Consider the following 15,293-nt stretch of genomic DNA (forward strand, 5'->3'; position numbering starts at 1 on the left):
TTCGCCGTGGCTATCTCAGGCGTTGATAATATCGTGCTCACGCAGCAGATCTAACACTTGAACCAGCAATTTTGTTACCAATTGTTCCCCGTCCAGGTGGATTTCAGGCCGCTCGGGTGCCTCGTAAACCGCATCAATACCGGTGAAATTCCGCAGCTCTCCCGCCCGGGCTTTTTTGTAGAGTCCCTTTGGATCACGGGCCTCACAGATGGCCAGCGGCGTATCGACAAAGACTTCGATAAAGCGCCCTTCCCCTTGCATGTCGCGCACCATTTGACGTTCCGCACGGTGGGGCGAAATAAAGGCGCTGAGCACCACCAGCCCGGCATCCACCATTAGCGTGGCCACTTCACCCACGCGACGAATATTCTCTTTACGGTCATCGTCGCTAAAGCCGAGATCGCGGCAGAGCCCATGACGCACGTTGTCGCCATCCAGCAGGTAGGTGCTGACGCCAAGACGGTGCAGCGCCTGCTCAACCGCGCCCGCCACCGTAGACTTACCGGACCCCGAGAGTCCGGTGAACCACAGTACTACGCCCCGATGGCCGTGCTGCTGCTCACGCGCGTCGCGCGTGATCGGGTGATCGTGCCAGACAACATTTTCGTCATGAATGGCGGCCATCTTACTGTCCGCCCAGCAGATCGCGCGCGTTCCAGTGCGGGAAATGACGGCGTACCAGTGCGTTCAGCTCCAGCTCAAAGGCACTGAAGTCGCCCTGATGCTGGGGTGCATCCGCATGCGGCTCGCGGATCATCCCGGCGCCCACCGTGACGTTGGTCAGCCGATCGATAAAGATCATGCCGCCGGTTACGGGGTTCTGCTGATAGCTATCCAGCACCATCGGCTCTTCAAACGTCACATCCACCAGGCCGATACCGTTGAGCGGCAGGCTATCCACATCACGCTGGGTCAGGCTGTTGATTTCAACCTGATGCTGAACGTTATCCACGCGCGCGCGGGTTTTCTTACCGGCGATTTTGATATCGAAGCTCTGGCCAGGCATCAGCGGCTGTTCCGCCATCCATACCACGTCAACGCTGGCAGACTGGACGGGCGCTATCGTTGCGTCTGCATTTACCAGCAGATCGCCACGGCTGATATCAATTTCATCCTGTAACACCACGGTTATCGCTTCGCCCGCCTGCGCCTGCTCTAAATCGCCGTCAAAGGTTACCAGGCGGGTAACCGTCGACTCAACGCCGGACGGAAGCACCTTGATGCGCTGTCCGACCTGGAGCGAACCCGAAGCCAGGGTGCCCGCATAGCCGCGGAAGTCCAGGTTGGGGCGGTTAACATACTGCACCGGGAAACGCATCGGCTGCTGTTCAACCACCCGCCTGATTTCAACGGTTTCCAGCACGTCCAGCAGCGTCGGGCCGCTGTACCAGCTCATGGCCGCACTCGGGGAGGCGACATTCTCGCCCTCCAGCGCGGACATCGGTACAAAACGAATATCCAGATCGGCAGGCAGCTGAGTCGCGAAATCCAGGTAATCCTGGCGGATCTGTTCAAAGGTTTCTTCGCGGTAGTCCACCAGGTCCATTTTATTGATCGCCACCACCAGATGGCGAATGCCCAGCAGCGTGGAGATAAAGCTGTGGCGACGGGTCTGATCCAGGACGCCTTTACGCGCGTCAATCAGCAGGATAGCTAAATCACAGGTGGAGGCGCCGGTTGCCATATTACGGGTGTACTGCTCGTGGCCGGGGGTGTCGGCAATAATAAACTTGCGCTTCTCGGTGGAGAAATAGCGATAGGCAACGTCAATGGTGATGCCCTGCTCCCGTTCTGCCTGCAGGCCATCGACCAGCAGCGCCAGATCCAGTTTCTCACCCTGCGTACCGTGGCGCTTGCTGTCCGTGTGCAGGGAGGAGAGCTGATCCTCATAAATCTGTCGGGTATCGTGCAGCAGACGGCCTATCAGCGTACTTTTGCCATCGTCTACGCTGCCGCAGGTCAGAAAGCGCAGCAGGCTTTTATGCTGCTGCGCATGCAGCCAGGCTTCGACGCCGCCCTGATCGGCGATTTGTTGTGCAATGACGGTATTCATATCGGCTCCTTAGAAATAACCCTGGCGTTTCTTCAGCTCCATTGAGCCGGACTGATCGCGATCGATAACGCGCCCCTGACGTTCACTGGTGGTGGACACCAGCATCTCCTCGATGATTTCCGGCAGCGTCTGCGCTTCGGACTCCACCGCACCGGTCAGCGGCCAGCAGCCCAGGGTACGGAAGCGCACCATCCGCTGCTTAATCACTTCACCGGGCTGGAGATCAATGCGGTCGTCATCAATCATCATCAGCATTCCGTCGCGTTCCAGCACCGGACGCTCGGCTGCCAGGTAGAGCGGAACAATTTCGATATTTTCCAGGAAGATGTACTGCCAGATATCCAGCTCGGTCCAGTTGGAGAGGGGGAATACGCGAATGCTTTCACCCTTGTTTATCTGGCCGTTGTAGTTGTGCCACAGTTCAGGACGCTGATTTTTCGGGTCCCAGCGGTGAAAGCGGTCACGGAAAGAGTAGATACGCTCTTTTGCGCGGGATTTTTCTTCGTCGCGCCGCGCACCGCCAAAGGCAGCATCAAAGCCATATTTGTTCAGCGCCTGCTTCAGCCCTTCCGTTTTCATGATGTCCGTATGTCTGGCGCTGCCGTGTACGAAGGGGTTGATGCCCATCGCCACGCCTTCCGGATTACGGTGTACCAGCAGCTCCGCGCCGATATCCTTCACCATGCGATCGCGAAACGCGTACATTTCACGAAACTTCCAGCCGGTATCGACGTGGAGCAGCGGAAAAGGCAGCGTGCCGGGATAGAAAGCCTTCCGCGCCAGATGCAGCATCACCGAGGAGTCTTTACCGATTGAGTACATCATTACCGGGTTGCCGAATTCTGCCGCCACTTCACGGATGATATGGATACTTTCCGCTTCCAGTTGACGCAGGTGGGTGAGTCGTTTTTGATCCATAACTTTTCCTCAAGCCAAATTCACAACGGCGGACTCACGTCCGGCCTGCTGCGCTGAATGTTGAAACCACGCCAGCTGCTGATGCAGATTGACCACTTCGCCAATGACCAGCAGCGCTGGCGTTGGCGCGCGCTGCGCGAGTTCTTCGAGTTGTTGCAGCGTGCCGGTCAGCACCTGCTGATCCTGACGCGTGCCGCGTCCGATGACCGCAACCGGCGTCGCGGCGTCACGACCGTGGGCGATCAGCTGTGCGGCGATTTCCGCCGCCTTGACCGTTCCCATATAGATAGCCAGGGTCTGACGGGCGCGGGCCAGTGAAGGCCAGTCCATGCCTTCACCGTCGGCGCGGCAGTGGCCGGTGATAAACAGCACGCTCTGGGCATGATCCCGGTGGGTAAGGGGAATGCCGGCATAGGCCGTCGCACCCGCTGCGGCAGTGACGCCGGGGACCACCTGAAAAGGGATCCCCGCCTCGACCGCCGCCTGTAGCTCTTCGCCGCCGCGTCCAAAAATAAAGGGGTCGCCGCCCTTAAGACGCACCACGCGCCTGCCCTTTCTGGCAAGTTCTACCAACAGGCGGTTGGTCTCTTCCTGCGGTACCGAATGCGCGCTGGCGCGTTTGCCCACGCAGATGCGATCTGCATCGCGGCGCACCAGGTCCAGGATCTCGTCGCTGACCAGATGGTCATATAGCACCACATCGGCCTGCTGCATCACCTGTAGCCCGCGCAGCGTGAGCAGCCCCGGATCGCCCGGTCCCGCCCCCACCAGAATAATTTCGCCCTGATTCGCCTCAGGGTGTGCCAGCTGCTGGTCAAGCGTTTCTCTTGCCCCCTCAACGTTCCCGGAGGCGACCTGGCTGGCAAACAGGCCGTTAAAGGCCGTTTCCCAGTAGCGGCGCCGCTCAGACATTTTGGTAAAGCGCTGTTTGACCTTGTCCCGCCACTGACCGGCGATTTCTGCCATCTGCCCAAGGTTAGCGGGCAGCAGCGCCTCAAGCTTCTCACGCAGCAGCCGCGCCAGAACCGGCGCGGTGCCGCTGGAGGAGATAGCCACCACCAGGGGAGAGCGATCGACAATAGAGGGAAAGATGAAGGAGCATTTAGGCTGATCGTCAACCACGTTTGCCAGCAGGTGGCGGGCGCTGGCGTCTTCAAATACCTGCGCGTTCAGCCGGGCGTCGTCGGTCGCCGCGATAACCAGAAATACGCCTTCCAGCTGCGTACTGTGGTAGCGGTCTGCCAGCCATTCCACGTCGCCGCTGTCGGCCAGCTGAGCCAGTTCTTCGCACAGCGCCAGCGCCGCAATCAGCACCCGGGCACCCGCCCGGCGCAGCAGAACAATCTTGCGTGCGGCAACGTCACCGCCGCCCACTACCAGCACCGGTTTGTTTCGGATGTCAGCAAATATTGGGAGATAATCCACGTCGGCCTTGTTGTTAATCACAGAGAGTTAGTGCGACTATACGGCCCCGGCTTGAGGTGAATGAAATTACTTATTGGAATGAGTAGTTACTGAATGGAATAAGGTAGCGGCAAAGCTTCGCATAAAATGTGCTTAGCGGATGATATTCAGGGAGTTTCAGCGCGCACAGGTTGCCCGCCCGCTACGCTGCCTGGCGCATTTTTATTAGCAGATTTATCCATCCCGACAACAGCCTGCTGGCTGTTACCTGCTGCATATCGCATGATGCCGGTGACCTCCTGCCTGCCGGACTGTGCTGCCTGTGGACCCTAAACAGCTGGATACGATCCTTGCTGAAGACCCCTTTGTCGCAGTGGCCGACTATAGCGTAATCAAAATGAATATTACCCGTACCGCCGCCGATTTCGATATTCTCAAGGGCACGTGATGCTGGCAACAAGGGTCGCAGCACTTTTGTCTGTGCCACTAAAGAACAGATTTTATTTTTAATAAACACAGCAAAGTTAAATTGAAAAGCCAACCGCATTAAAAATTTCCACTGCGGTTATTTTGTTTTTCTTACCATCAAAAAATGCAATAAATCTCCCCTTCGTTACGGAATATCCCCCTTACAATTCAATTATGCTTTTCCATTTAGCATTTACGGTGAGTTTCATCCTTTTTTTCCGGCTAAAAAATTCAAGGATAACCATGAAAAATATTATCATTCTCATCGCTTTATTATCTTCAATACCACTGCAGAGCAGCTATGCAGATGATGTGGTTACGCAGCCTTCAAACGACGCTATCAGAAATGACCGGATGATTGGCCCATCGCCTTATGACCTGAGTTCCTGGAACCGTCAGGTTGGAGAGGGTAAGCCAACTTATACCTATGTCAGATGTATTTATAAAGTCTCAGCGGATGACACTGATCCAGAAAGCAATTATGAGTGGGCCATTAATCAGGATAACAGCTGGTATAAACTTAATGGCCACTGGCAAAGCGATGGGTTATTCTCCTGGGCAAACATGTTTTACACCGATGTTGACCAGGGTGAATTACAGAGCATTTGCAAATTCACTCTGGAGAAGAAGCATCTCACTCCTCAGCAAATCCTGCCCTATGCGGCTAATAATATTTTATCATTCAACCATACCGCCTGGAGTTCGACGCAACCTCAGGATGTTGATAAAAAAATAGAAAGAATGGTTGTTTTTGGCGATAGCCTGTCTGATGTGAATAACATGTATACGGCTACCAATTTCCTGGCCCCTAACAGGAACACATGGTTCAACGGCCACTTTACCAACGGTTTGGTATGGCACGAATATCTGGCTAAAAGAATGAATATTACCTCGTACAGTTGGGCGGTAGGCGGTGCAACCTCCGATGCCGGGTCGGCCGTTCCTTTCACGCCCGGATTCAGTGAGCAAATCGCTTCTTTCCTGAAGTACTATAAATCCGCAGGCAGCTATGATATTGCGAAAACGCTGTTTACCGTGCTGTTTGGTGGTAATGATTTCATTAATGCTGATAAAGACCCCACCTATGTGGTTAATGATATCTATCTGGGGGTACAAAACCTGATAATTAATGGCGCTAAGCAGATAGCCGTAATAAATCTTCCTGATATTTCTAAAGCGCCCGCTGCGCATCAGATTGCGTGGATAGTCGATCAGAAGACGAAAGAGTATAACCGGCAGCTGGCACAAATGGTGTCCGATCTGAATATCACTTATGCAGGTAAAGCAGAGATTATTCTGATTGATATCAACACGCCGTTCACCGACGTTTTAACGAATCCGCAAAAATATAATATCAGTAATACCCAGGATACCTGCCTGAATCTGAACAACAGTGCGGAGGCTAACTTTATCTTTCAATATAAACCTTCTGCCGCCTGTATAACTAACAGCCGCTTTGTATTTTGGGATCACATCCATCCCAGCACCGTTGTACATGAAATTATTGCGAACGATATTTATGACGACTTGACGAGTAAATTAAAATAATACGTTCTAATCGCCTCCAGACTATCTGGCCTGGGGGCGATACTGGCCATCCCTCTCTTTTCGTCGCTCCCCAGGGCTGGGAGCCATCAAACCCCATTACTGTGGTGAAGATGCTTTACTAAGGCAGCTTATTCGTGCAGCCCGCACTCGCGTTTCAGGCCAAAGAAACGCGTCTCTTCTTCCGCCATTCCCGGCTCCCATTTACGCGTGGTATGTGTATCCCCTACCGAGAGATAACCCTCATCCCACAGCGGATGGTAACCGAGGCCATGCGCTTTCAGATATTGATGAACCTGGCGATTATCCCAGTCGATAATCGGTAACACCTTAAACACGCCGCGCTGAATCGCCAGTACTGGCAGATTCGCCCGGCTGCTGGACTGATCGCGGCGCAGGCCAGCAAACCAGGTCCGTCCGTTCAGCGTTTCCAGCGCGCGGCTCATCGGTTCGACCTTATTAATTTGGTTGTAGCGCTCTATCCCTTCCACGCCCTGTTCCCAGAGCTTGCCGTAGCGCGCCTCCTGCCAGGCGGCACTCTGCCCGGCGCGAAACACCTGAAGGTTGAGATCCAGCTTCTCCGTCAGCTCGTCAATAAAGCGATAAGTTTCCGGGAACAGGTAGCCGGTATCGGTCAGTATCACCGGGATGCCCGGCTTCGCCTGACTTACCAGATGCAGGCTGACCGCCGCCTGAATACCAAAGCTCGAGGAGAGCACCGCCTCGCCGGGCAGGTTCTCCAGCGCCCACAGCACGCGCTCCTGGGCGGAGAGCGCCTCAAGCTGGGTATTCACCTCGGCCAGCGCCATTACGCGCTCAACTTTCGGCAGGTCATTTAGTGCAGAGAGATCGAGTACAGACATGTCGCGCCTCCGTCATCATTCCCAAAAATCACGTGCCGGGTCGAGAACCGGCTTCACTACGCCCGCGCGCAGGGTAAAGTCACCGAAGCCTTCATCCGCCTCACGCTCTTTCGACCAGCGGCCTATCAGCTGTTCAAGCGTAGACAGGATTTCATCTTCATTGATGTTTTCCCGGTACATACGCGGAATACGCGTACCAATGCGGTTGCCGCCCAGATGAAGGTTGTAGCGACCCGGTGCCTTGCCCACCAGCCCAACTTCAGCCAGCAGCGCACGACCACAGCCGTTCGGACAGCCGGTGACGCGCAGCACGATGTGCTCATCACCCACGCCGTGGCGGGTCATGATATCCTCCACGCGGGTGACAAACTCGGGCAGAAAACGTTCCGCCTCCGCCATCGCCAGCGGGCAGGTCGGAAATGAGACGCAGGCCATCGAATTTTCACGCTGCGCCGTCACGCTTTCCATCAGCGCATGTTGACGCGCCAGCGCTTCGATAGCCGGTTTATCCGCCTCCGCTACGCCCGCCACAATCAGGTTCTGGTTGGCGGTCAGGCGGAAGTCGCCCTTGTGGATTTTTGCAATCTCCGCCACGCCGGTTTTCAGCGCGCGGCCAGGGTAGTCCAGCAGGCGGCCATTCTCGATAAACAGCGTCAGATGCCATTTATTATCAATGCCTTTTACCCAGCCGAAGCGGTCGCCACGGGTGGTAAACGTATAGGGGCGCACCGGCTCAAAGGTGATGCCGGCCCGGCGTTCCACTTCCGCCTTAAAGACGTCCACGCCCACCCGCTCCAGGGTGTATTTGGTTTTGGCATTTTTACGATCGGTACGATTCCCCCAGTCGCGCTGGGTGGTCACCACCGCTTCCGCTACCGCCAGCGTTTTATCCAGCGGCAGGAAGCCGAATTCGCTCGCCGTGCGCGCCCAGGTCGCTTTATTGCCGTGGTCGATGGACAGTCCGCCGCCCACCAGCAGGTTAAAGCCAATCAGCCTGCCGTTTTCCGCGATGGCGATAAAGTTTAAATCGTTGGCATGCAGGTCGACATCGTTATGCGGCGGCACCACCACGGTCGTTTTGAACTTACGCGGCAGGTAGGTTTCACCGAGAATCGGTTCTTTATCCGTGGTAGCAACCTTCTCCCGATCCAGCCAGATCTCCGCATAGGCGCGGGTCTGCGGCAGCAGGTGCTCAGAGAGCTTTTTCGCCCACTCATAAGCTTCCTGATGCAGCTCAGACTCGACCGGATTGGAGCTGCACAGCACGTTGCGGTTGACATCGTTAGCCGTTGCCAGCGAATCCAGCCCCACTTCATGCAGCATCTGGTGCGCGGGCTTCACGTTGCCCTTCAGGATGCCGTGAAACTGGAAGGTCTGCCGGTTGGTCAGGCGGATGCTGCCATAGATGGTGTTGTCTCTGGCGAATTTGTCGATAGCCAGCCACTGAGTTGGCGTGATAATGCCACCCGGTAGCCGGCAGCGCAGCATCATCGCATGACGCGGTTCCAGCTTTTGTCCGGCGCGCTCAGCGCGGATATCGCGGTCGTCCTGCTGGTACATGCCGTGAAAGCGGATTAGCAGGAAGTTATCGCCGGTAAAACCGCCGGTCAGGCCGTTATTAAGATCGTCGGCGATGGTGCCACGCAGATAGTTGCTCTCTTTTTTCAGGCGCTCGGCGTCAGCCAGTTTGCCTTCAACCACCAGCGGCCCGGGATGTTTGTCATTGCTCATTAGTAAACGTCTCGCTGATAGCGGCGCGCTATGCGCAGCTCACTTAAAAATTCGTCGGCGGTATCCACATCCATACCGCCATGCTCGGCCACCACGTCCAGCAGCGCCTGCTCCACATCCTTCGCCATTCTGTTGGCATCGCCGCACACATAAATATGCGCACCCTGCTCGATCCAGCGCCACACTTCGGCCCCTTTGGCGCGTATTTTGTCCTGTACATAGACCTTATGTTGCTGATCGCGTGACCAGGCCAGGTCGATATGGGTCAGCAGCCCGTCTTTAACGTAGCGCTGCCATTCAACCTGGTAGAGAAAATCTTCGGTAAAGTGCGGGTTGCCAAAGAACAGCCAGTTCTTACCCGTAGCGCCATCATTATCGCGCTGCTGCATAAAGGCGCGAAAAGGGGCAATCCCGGTGCCGGGGCCGATCATAATCACCGGTGCATCCGGATTGGCCGGCAGGCGGAAGTTATCGTTATGCTCAATAAATACCCGAACTTCGGCATCCTCTTCCAGGCGCTCTGCCAGGAAACCGGAGGCGCCGCCGGTGCGGGTACGCCCCTCTATATCGTAGCGCACCACGCCAACGGTGATATGCACTTCGCTTTCACTTTCGGCCTGCGAAGAGGCAATGGAGTACAGGCGCGGCGTCAGCGGACGCAGCAGCGAGATAAGCTGCTCAGCGTTCAGCTCGACCGGAGCCTGGCGGACCATATCAACTATCGGAGTCGACTGGGCATAGTGCTGTAGCGCCTGTTTTTCATTAATCAGCGTCAGCAGGGCCTCATCACGCGAGAGCCTGCCGTATTCCGCCACGATCTGCGGCGTGTTGACCGTCAGTTCCAGATGCTTTTGCAGCGCGTCGGAGAGCGCCAAAGGCTGACCGTTTATCTCAACCTGCTCATCACCCTTCAGCCAGAGTAGCGCCAGCAGCTCGGCGACCAGCGCCGGGTCGTTTTCATACCATACGCCCAGTGCATCGCCCGGCTGATAGCGCAGACCGGCATCGCCCAGTTCGATTTCGATATGCCGCACGTCTTTATCCGAATCGCGGCCGGTAATCTTCTGGTTCAGCGCAAAGCTGGCGGTCAGCGGCTCCTCTTTGCTGTAGGGGCTGCTGAAGACTTCATTAACCGCCCCCGTCGCCGTAGCAGCGGCCTGTGACGGCGACTCTGCCGGTACCCGCGCCTTCAGAATATCGACAATCTGCCCACGCCACTTCTCGGCAGCAGCGGCATACTCTACATCGGCGTCAACGCGCTCGAGCAGGCGCTCGCCGCCCATTTCTGCCAGTCTGCCGTCGAAATCCTTACCGGCTTTGCTGAAGAATTCATAGGACGTATCGCCCAGACCAAAGACGGCGAATGCCGTATGGTCGAGTTTTGGCGCTTTTTTGGACATCAGAAACTTGTGCAGCGCCACGGCTTCTTCCGGCGGATCACCCTCGCCCTGCGTGGAGGTCACCACGATCAGCAGCTTTTCCTGCGCGATTTGCTTGAATTTGTAGTCGCCGGCGTTAACCAGATTAACGTTCAGGCTGGCCGCCAGGAGATCGTCGCGGAGCTGCTCAGCCAGGCGACGGGCGTTACCGGTCTGCGAGGCGGAAAGCAGCGTAATCGCGGGCGCTTCTGTCGGGGTCGGCGCACTCATCGTTGCGCCGGGCGTCTGATTAACCATTCCCCAGAAGTAGCCTGAAAGCCAGGCAAGCTGGGTGGTGGAGAAATCGCCGGTGGCCGCCTGTAAACGGGCGAGCTGTTCCGGATGAAGGGGAAGCAGTGAACCTGGGGGTGCCTGAGTCGTCATTGCGTTGAAGATTCCAGTATCGGGGCCGGGCCGTAAAAAGACAGCGTGTTCGGAACAGGGTAACGACTCGCATAATAACCCTTAAATAAGGGTTGGTAATATTAAATAACCAAAATGACTAAGCGGTTTTTTGTATAACATCTAGCTACAAAAGAGGTTGATTAATTTTTTATTATTCATGCATTTATTTAACACGCATGAAACAGACCCGGTTTAAAACAGGAATAGATGGGGAAAGAAGTGCGGAAAAAGGCTTTTTCCGTTAGACTTCGCCGGTTTTTTCAGTGATTAAAGAATGAGACTGTCTATGGCTACCACGCTGTTTAAAGATTTTATGTTCGAGGCTGCTCACCATCTGCCTAACGTTCCGGCCGGGCACAAATGCGGCCGCCTGCACGGGCACTCCTTTTTGGTACGGCTCGAAATAACCGGCGAAGTGGATGCGCATACCGGATGGATCATGGACTTTTCCGAACTGAAAGCGGCCTTCAGGCCCCTCTATAACCAGCTGGATCACTATTACCTTAACGAGATCCCCGGCCTGGAGAATCCCACCAGCGAGGTGCTGGCTAAGTGGATTTGGGACAGAATGAAGCCGACGCTGCCGCTGCTCAGTGCGGTAACGATCAAGGAAACCTGTACCGCAGGCTGCGTGTATAAAGGCTAAATCACCGCGCAGGCCGCTCCCGGCCTGCCGATGGCTATCAGGCGATATTCAGGTATTTGTGCGTCTGCATTGATAAGCGCCAGTTCCTGGCGATACAGGTTTCGATACACAGGCGGGTCGCATCTTCTTTCTGGCTTATCGGCTGTAGCGCAATAATGCGTGGTTTTTCATCACTCAGCGTAGCCAGCAGTGCGTCGAGCGCGTCGATATCCCGCTGACGCGCCACCGGATGCTTAACCTCATCCGCGCGCACCAGTGCCTGGTTCAACACATCATAGCCGCCGCGCATATTTACCTTGGGCGAGACCGTTACCCAGGTTTCGCGACTGCATTGCACCTCGTGCGTCCCGCTGGTTTCAATCTGGCAGCTAAAACCCTGCGCCTGTAACGCCTGGGTCAGGGGCGTCAGGTCGTGGATGCAGGGCTCGCCGCCGGTGATCACCACATGCTTTGCGGTCCAGCCGCGTCTGTCTATCACTGCCAGCAGCATCGCTGCATCTGCCGCGCCCCAGGCATCGGTTTCGATGGTTTTCAGCAGGATGTCGCCCAGCGAGGTCTCCCGATCGGCCAGCTTATCCCAGGTGTGTTTCGTATCACACCAGCTGCAGCCCACCGGGCATCCCTGCAGGCGGATAAAGATTGCCGGAACGCCGGTGTAAAAACCTTCGCCCTGCAACGTCTGGAACATTTCATTTATCGGGTACTGCATGACTTTCTCGACCAGCTGTGAATTTAAGGGCGCAGATTATGGCAGATCGGCGCATTTTAACCAAATCGCTTTGTGCTGGAACCCGGGGGGCTGTTTGTCCACTCAGATCGACTCCCCCCCTTATAAGGCATGCCGATGAATATTGCTGCTGAACGCTTATTAAATCGTACATCTCCGGATTTCAGTGACAGTGCGTTGAATACTCAAAAAAATCCTCTGGCCGATCTGGTCCCGGGGAGGCAGGAGAGTAGTCTGTCAAAGAGCATTCTTTTTGGCTCGCCGGCCAGCAGTAACCTGCCGGACCTTTCACCACAAACGCAGGAGAGTGCAGCGGGTAGCGGCGGCCTCTCCTCCGCACTGAATCATTTTATTCAGCTTATTAGCAGCCAGATGCAGTCCGCAGGCTCATTATTAACTTCGCTGGTCCAGCAGGTTAATAAGGCGCATGCAGCAGAGACTGAGACGAAAACAGAGGGATCGGCAGACGGCAACGCGCCTGCGGTTAACGCAGCGGAATCTTCCTCCGGCGCGGCGGCAGTCAGCAGTGATGCTGATATCGATCCCAGCCAGAACAGCATGACGTTTGAGAATAAGGGGGATAAGCCGATGACGCTGTCATTTACCCCTAACGCCGACGGCAGCGCGAAACCTGACGATCTGACCCTACAGCCAGGGGAGACGAAGACGCAGAAGTTCGATGCTAACTGGTCAGGCAATTTCCGCAGCACGGCGGGTGATGGGGCAAACGCCACGCTGGGTGAAGTGAAATTTGATGGCGGCAGCGGCCAGACCTACTATGACGTCAGCTACATAGAAGGAAATAATGCGGCGATGACGATTGGTCCGACGAAGGGGGACGGACGGGTTTCGGGTACGCTTGACGATCTGGTATCCGGTGCGCCGGACGATATTAAGGCGAAAGATGCGGGCGGTAACGTGTACGGGCTGAAAAAATCCACTACCGCCGAGCAGCAGGATCCGGCGGTAGTGAAATATTACCGTGAGCACGTGGCCGCAGATAAGGGATATGTCATCCCTTCTGACAATGACAGCACGCTCGGCAGCAGTTCTAAAAACCTTAAGGTTGAGCTTAAGGGCTAAGGCATAAATTTGTCCTGACGCATGACCTGGACGGCCTCTTTTGCCACGTCTTTAGCGCCGCTGAGCGTCAGGTGCCCGTAGTCGTTAGAAAGCGGATGCCCATCAGAGGCGAGCCCACGGCAAACATCGTGCGGACAGATAATGGAGTAGATCGAAATATAGGGAATCTTCTCCGTAGCCACTGCCTGCTGCATTGCCACATCGGTAGTTTTAATACTGTGGTCGATGGAGGCCGCAACCAGATCTTTACGGCCATCGGTCTGGTAAGCCAGCAGATCCGGCAACGCCTCGGTGTATTCGATAGTCGGCCCCAGAACGATAATGTTATCCGACACGCTTTTCAGCTGCGCCAGCGTCGCCTTCAGCGGGGCAATATCCTCCGGTAGCCAGCGGGCAGAAATGATCACTCCGTCAATATGATGAGAAGGGATCCAGTTACCGTAGAGATAGTCCACCAGCTCGGTGCAGGGATTGTGCAGGCTCTGCCTGTAAAGCGGTTTGCAGCCGGCCGACGTCGCCTGGATAACGTTGATCCCATCCCCCGCGGCAAGGCTGAGCGCCCGCCACAGATGGGCCGCGTGACTGTCACCGATAACGACGTAGTTTTTCGCCGTCGCCGAGGTTTTCAGGCAGTAGTCACGATCGAAAGGTTTATCCTCTTGACTCTTGCCATCGACAAAGCAGCGGCCTGGACGGTACTGATAGTCAAAGTCCGGCATCTCTTTATACTGCGAGTACTGCGCCAGCATCAGCGCCTCGCTGGAGAACTGCCCGGCATTATTACTGAGATGCCCTTTATACAGCGAGCCGGAAGCCATCAGCACCAGCCCCACTACCGAGGCGGTGACGATCCTGCTGGGCGAGAACCCCGACAGCCGATAGCGGAAGGGGATTTCAATCAGGTAGCGTGACGCCACGGCCAGACCAAGGGTAAGCCCGACAATCGTCAGTTCGCGTATGCCCGGGGCAAGGTTAAAGAACATGCGGCTGTAAACAATGATCGGCCAGTGCCACAGGTAGAGGCAGTATGAAATCATCCCGATATACACCACCGGCTTAAGGGAAAGCAGCCGGGAGACCATCGCCCGCTCACCCGCCAGGATGATCAAAAAACTGCCGAGGCAGGGCCAGAGCGCATTCCATGCCGGAAAAGGTTTTTCCGTCGTCAGCCAGAGAAAACCGATCAGGATCAGCGCCAGCCCGGTAAGACTCATCAGATGCTTAACTCCCTGCGACAGCTTTGCCAGCTTCGCTTCCAGCCCTGCTACGGCAATCAGCCCGCCCAGCGCCAGCTCCCATGCCCGCGTCGGCAGCAAATAAAAGGTAAAGGTGGGCTTGCGCGTGACGGCATAGATGCTCAGCAGCAGCGAGGCGGCAATAATCAGCAGCATTACCCGCGAGGTATGCTGGCGAAAGCGCCGCACCACAAACAGCAGCACGACCGGCATCACAATGTAGAACTGTTCCTCGACGGCCAGCGACCAGGTATGCAGCAGCGGCTTCAGCTCCGCCGGGCCCGCAAAGTAGCCGGTGGTTTTCCAGAAGAAAATATTCGATGAGAAGAGCAGCGTGGCGAGAGAGCTGTTGCTGAGATCGCTGAACTGCGCGGGCAGCAGGTGGTAATAGCCAAATATCAGGGTGGAGAGCAGCACAACGAACAGCGGCGGCAGGATACGTAAACAGCGGCGCTTATAGAATTCAAGATAAGAAAATGTATTGGTCATGCCACCCTGGTAAATAATGCCGCAGATGAGGTAGCCTGATATCACAAAGAAAATATCCACCCCGGTAAAACCGCCGGGGATCCCTCCTATCCCCATGTGATATGCAATGACTGGCAGTACAGCCAGCGCGCGTAATCCATCCACATCCGCCCGGTATTTCATTTTAGCCTGGTCCTGATTACATTTAGTTACCGGGAAATTACATAAAATTACCTGATATTTCGCCTTTACTAACAATAAATAGGAGCATTCTGTACGGAGAGGATAAGCAATTAACTTCTTGATATATAATTATAAAAATAATAATT

General features: G+C 55.6%; 12 protein-coding genes and 1 pseudogene. 4 read left to right on the top strand and 9 right to left on the bottom strand.

Annotated elements, in window-relative coordinates; translation table 11 throughout:
• Positions 1-15: 15 nt before the first annotated feature.
• The 4 genes from cysC to cysG are packed head-to-tail and all read right to left on the bottom strand — an operon-like array spanning position 16 to position 4,396.
• The gene (cysC, locus tag AAGR22_RS17630) at positions 16-624 is read right to left on the bottom strand and encodes an adenylyl-sulfate kinase (protein ID WP_067707622.1); all 609 of its coding nucleotides are present in this window, start codon (positions 622-624) and stop codon (positions 16-18) included.
• A gap of 1 nt (position 625) precedes the next feature.
• Positions 626-2,053 (bottom strand): sulfate adenylyltransferase subunit CysN, encoded by a 1,428-nt coding sequence (cysN, locus tag AAGR22_RS17635; protein WP_345828757.1) that lies wholly within the window; start codon positions 2,051-2,053, stop codon positions 626-628.
• 9 nt (positions 2,054-2,062) lie between these two features.
• A complete protein-coding gene (gene cysD, locus AAGR22_RS17640) occupies positions 2,063-2,971 on the bottom strand; it encodes a sulfate adenylyltransferase subunit CysD (RefSeq protein ID WP_067707619.1) in 909 nt (302 codons plus the stop codon).
• Between the two features lie 9 nt (positions 2,972-2,980).
• On the bottom strand, positions 2,981-4,396 hold the full coding sequence (gene cysG, locus AAGR22_RS17645; RefSeq protein ID WP_067707902.1) for a siroheme synthase CysG: 1,416 nt from the start codon (positions 4,394-4,396) through the stop codon (positions 2,981-2,983).
• Positions 4,397-4,697: 301 nt separating this feature from the next.
• Here cysG and AAGR22_RS17650 point away from each other — a divergent pair.
• Positions 4,698-4,823 (top strand): annotated as a pseudogene (locus AAGR22_RS17650) (hypothetical protein); the annotation flags it as partial.
• Between the two features lie 263 nt (positions 4,824-5,086).
• Entirely contained in the window at positions 5,087-6,391 is a 1,305-nt protein-coding gene (locus AAGR22_RS17655) for an SGNH/GDSL hydrolase family protein (RefSeq protein ID WP_345828760.1), read from the top strand.
• A 128-nt stretch (positions 6,392-6,519) separates the two neighbouring features.
• Here the strand turns inward: AAGR22_RS17655 and cysH are convergent, their stop codons facing one another.
• Genes cysH through cysJ form a run of 3 tightly spaced genes read right to left on the bottom strand, consistent with a single transcriptional unit; the run spans position 6,520 to position 10,784 of the window.
• Complete coding sequence (gene cysH, locus AAGR22_RS17660; RefSeq protein WP_067707614.1) at positions 6,520-7,251, bottom strand: phosphoadenosine phosphosulfate reductase; 732 nt, start codon at positions 7,249-7,251, stop codon at positions 6,520-6,522.
• A gap of 15 nt (positions 7,252-7,266) precedes the next feature.
• Complete coding sequence (gene cysI / locus AAGR22_RS17665) at positions 7,267-8,982, bottom strand: assimilatory sulfite reductase (NADPH) hemoprotein subunit (protein ID WP_345828763.1); 1,716 nt, start codon at positions 8,980-8,982, stop codon at positions 7,267-7,269.
• Positions 8,982-10,784 (bottom strand): NADPH-dependent assimilatory sulfite reductase flavoprotein subunit, encoded by a 1,803-nt coding sequence (gene cysJ / locus AAGR22_RS17670; protein ID WP_345828765.1) that lies wholly within the window; start codon positions 10,782-10,784, stop codon positions 8,982-8,984. The genes cysI and cysJ overlap by 1 nt, the downstream gene beginning before the upstream one ends.
• A gap of 307 nt (positions 10,785-11,091) precedes the next feature.
• Between cysJ and queD the strand changes: the two genes are divergently transcribed.
• On the top strand, positions 11,092-11,451 hold the full coding sequence (gene queD / locus AAGR22_RS17675) for a 6-carboxytetrahydropterin synthase QueD (protein ID WP_067707605.1): 360 nt from the start codon (positions 11,092-11,094) through the stop codon (positions 11,449-11,451).
• Positions 11,452-11,488: 37 nt separating this feature from the next.
• Here the strand turns inward: queD and queE are convergent, their stop codons facing one another.
• Positions 11,489-12,160, bottom strand: coding sequence for a 7-carboxy-7-deazaguanine synthase QueE (gene queE, locus AAGR22_RS17680; protein WP_345828767.1), 672 nt, complete (start codon positions 12,158-12,160; stop codon positions 11,489-11,491).
• Positions 12,161-12,295: 135 nt separating this feature from the next.
• On the opposite strand from queE, the gene AAGR22_RS17685 reads away from it, so the two are divergent.
• Positions 12,296-13,261, top strand: a complete 966-nt coding sequence (locus tag AAGR22_RS17685) for a hypothetical protein (RefSeq protein WP_345828768.1) — start codon at positions 12,296-12,298, stop codon at positions 13,259-13,261.
• On the opposite strand, the gene AAGR22_RS17690 is transcribed toward AAGR22_RS17685, so the two are convergent.
• Entirely contained in the window at positions 13,258-15,147 is a 1,890-nt protein-coding gene (locus AAGR22_RS17690) for an acyltransferase family protein (RefSeq protein WP_345828769.1), read from the bottom strand. The genes AAGR22_RS17685 and AAGR22_RS17690 overlap by 4 nt on opposite strands.
• Positions 15,148-15,293: the final 146 nt, after the last annotated feature.

This window comes from Erwinia sp. HDF1-3R, assembly GCF_039621855.1.
Lineage (GTDB): Bacteria > Pseudomonadota > Gammaproteobacteria > Enterobacterales > Enterobacteriaceae > Erwinia.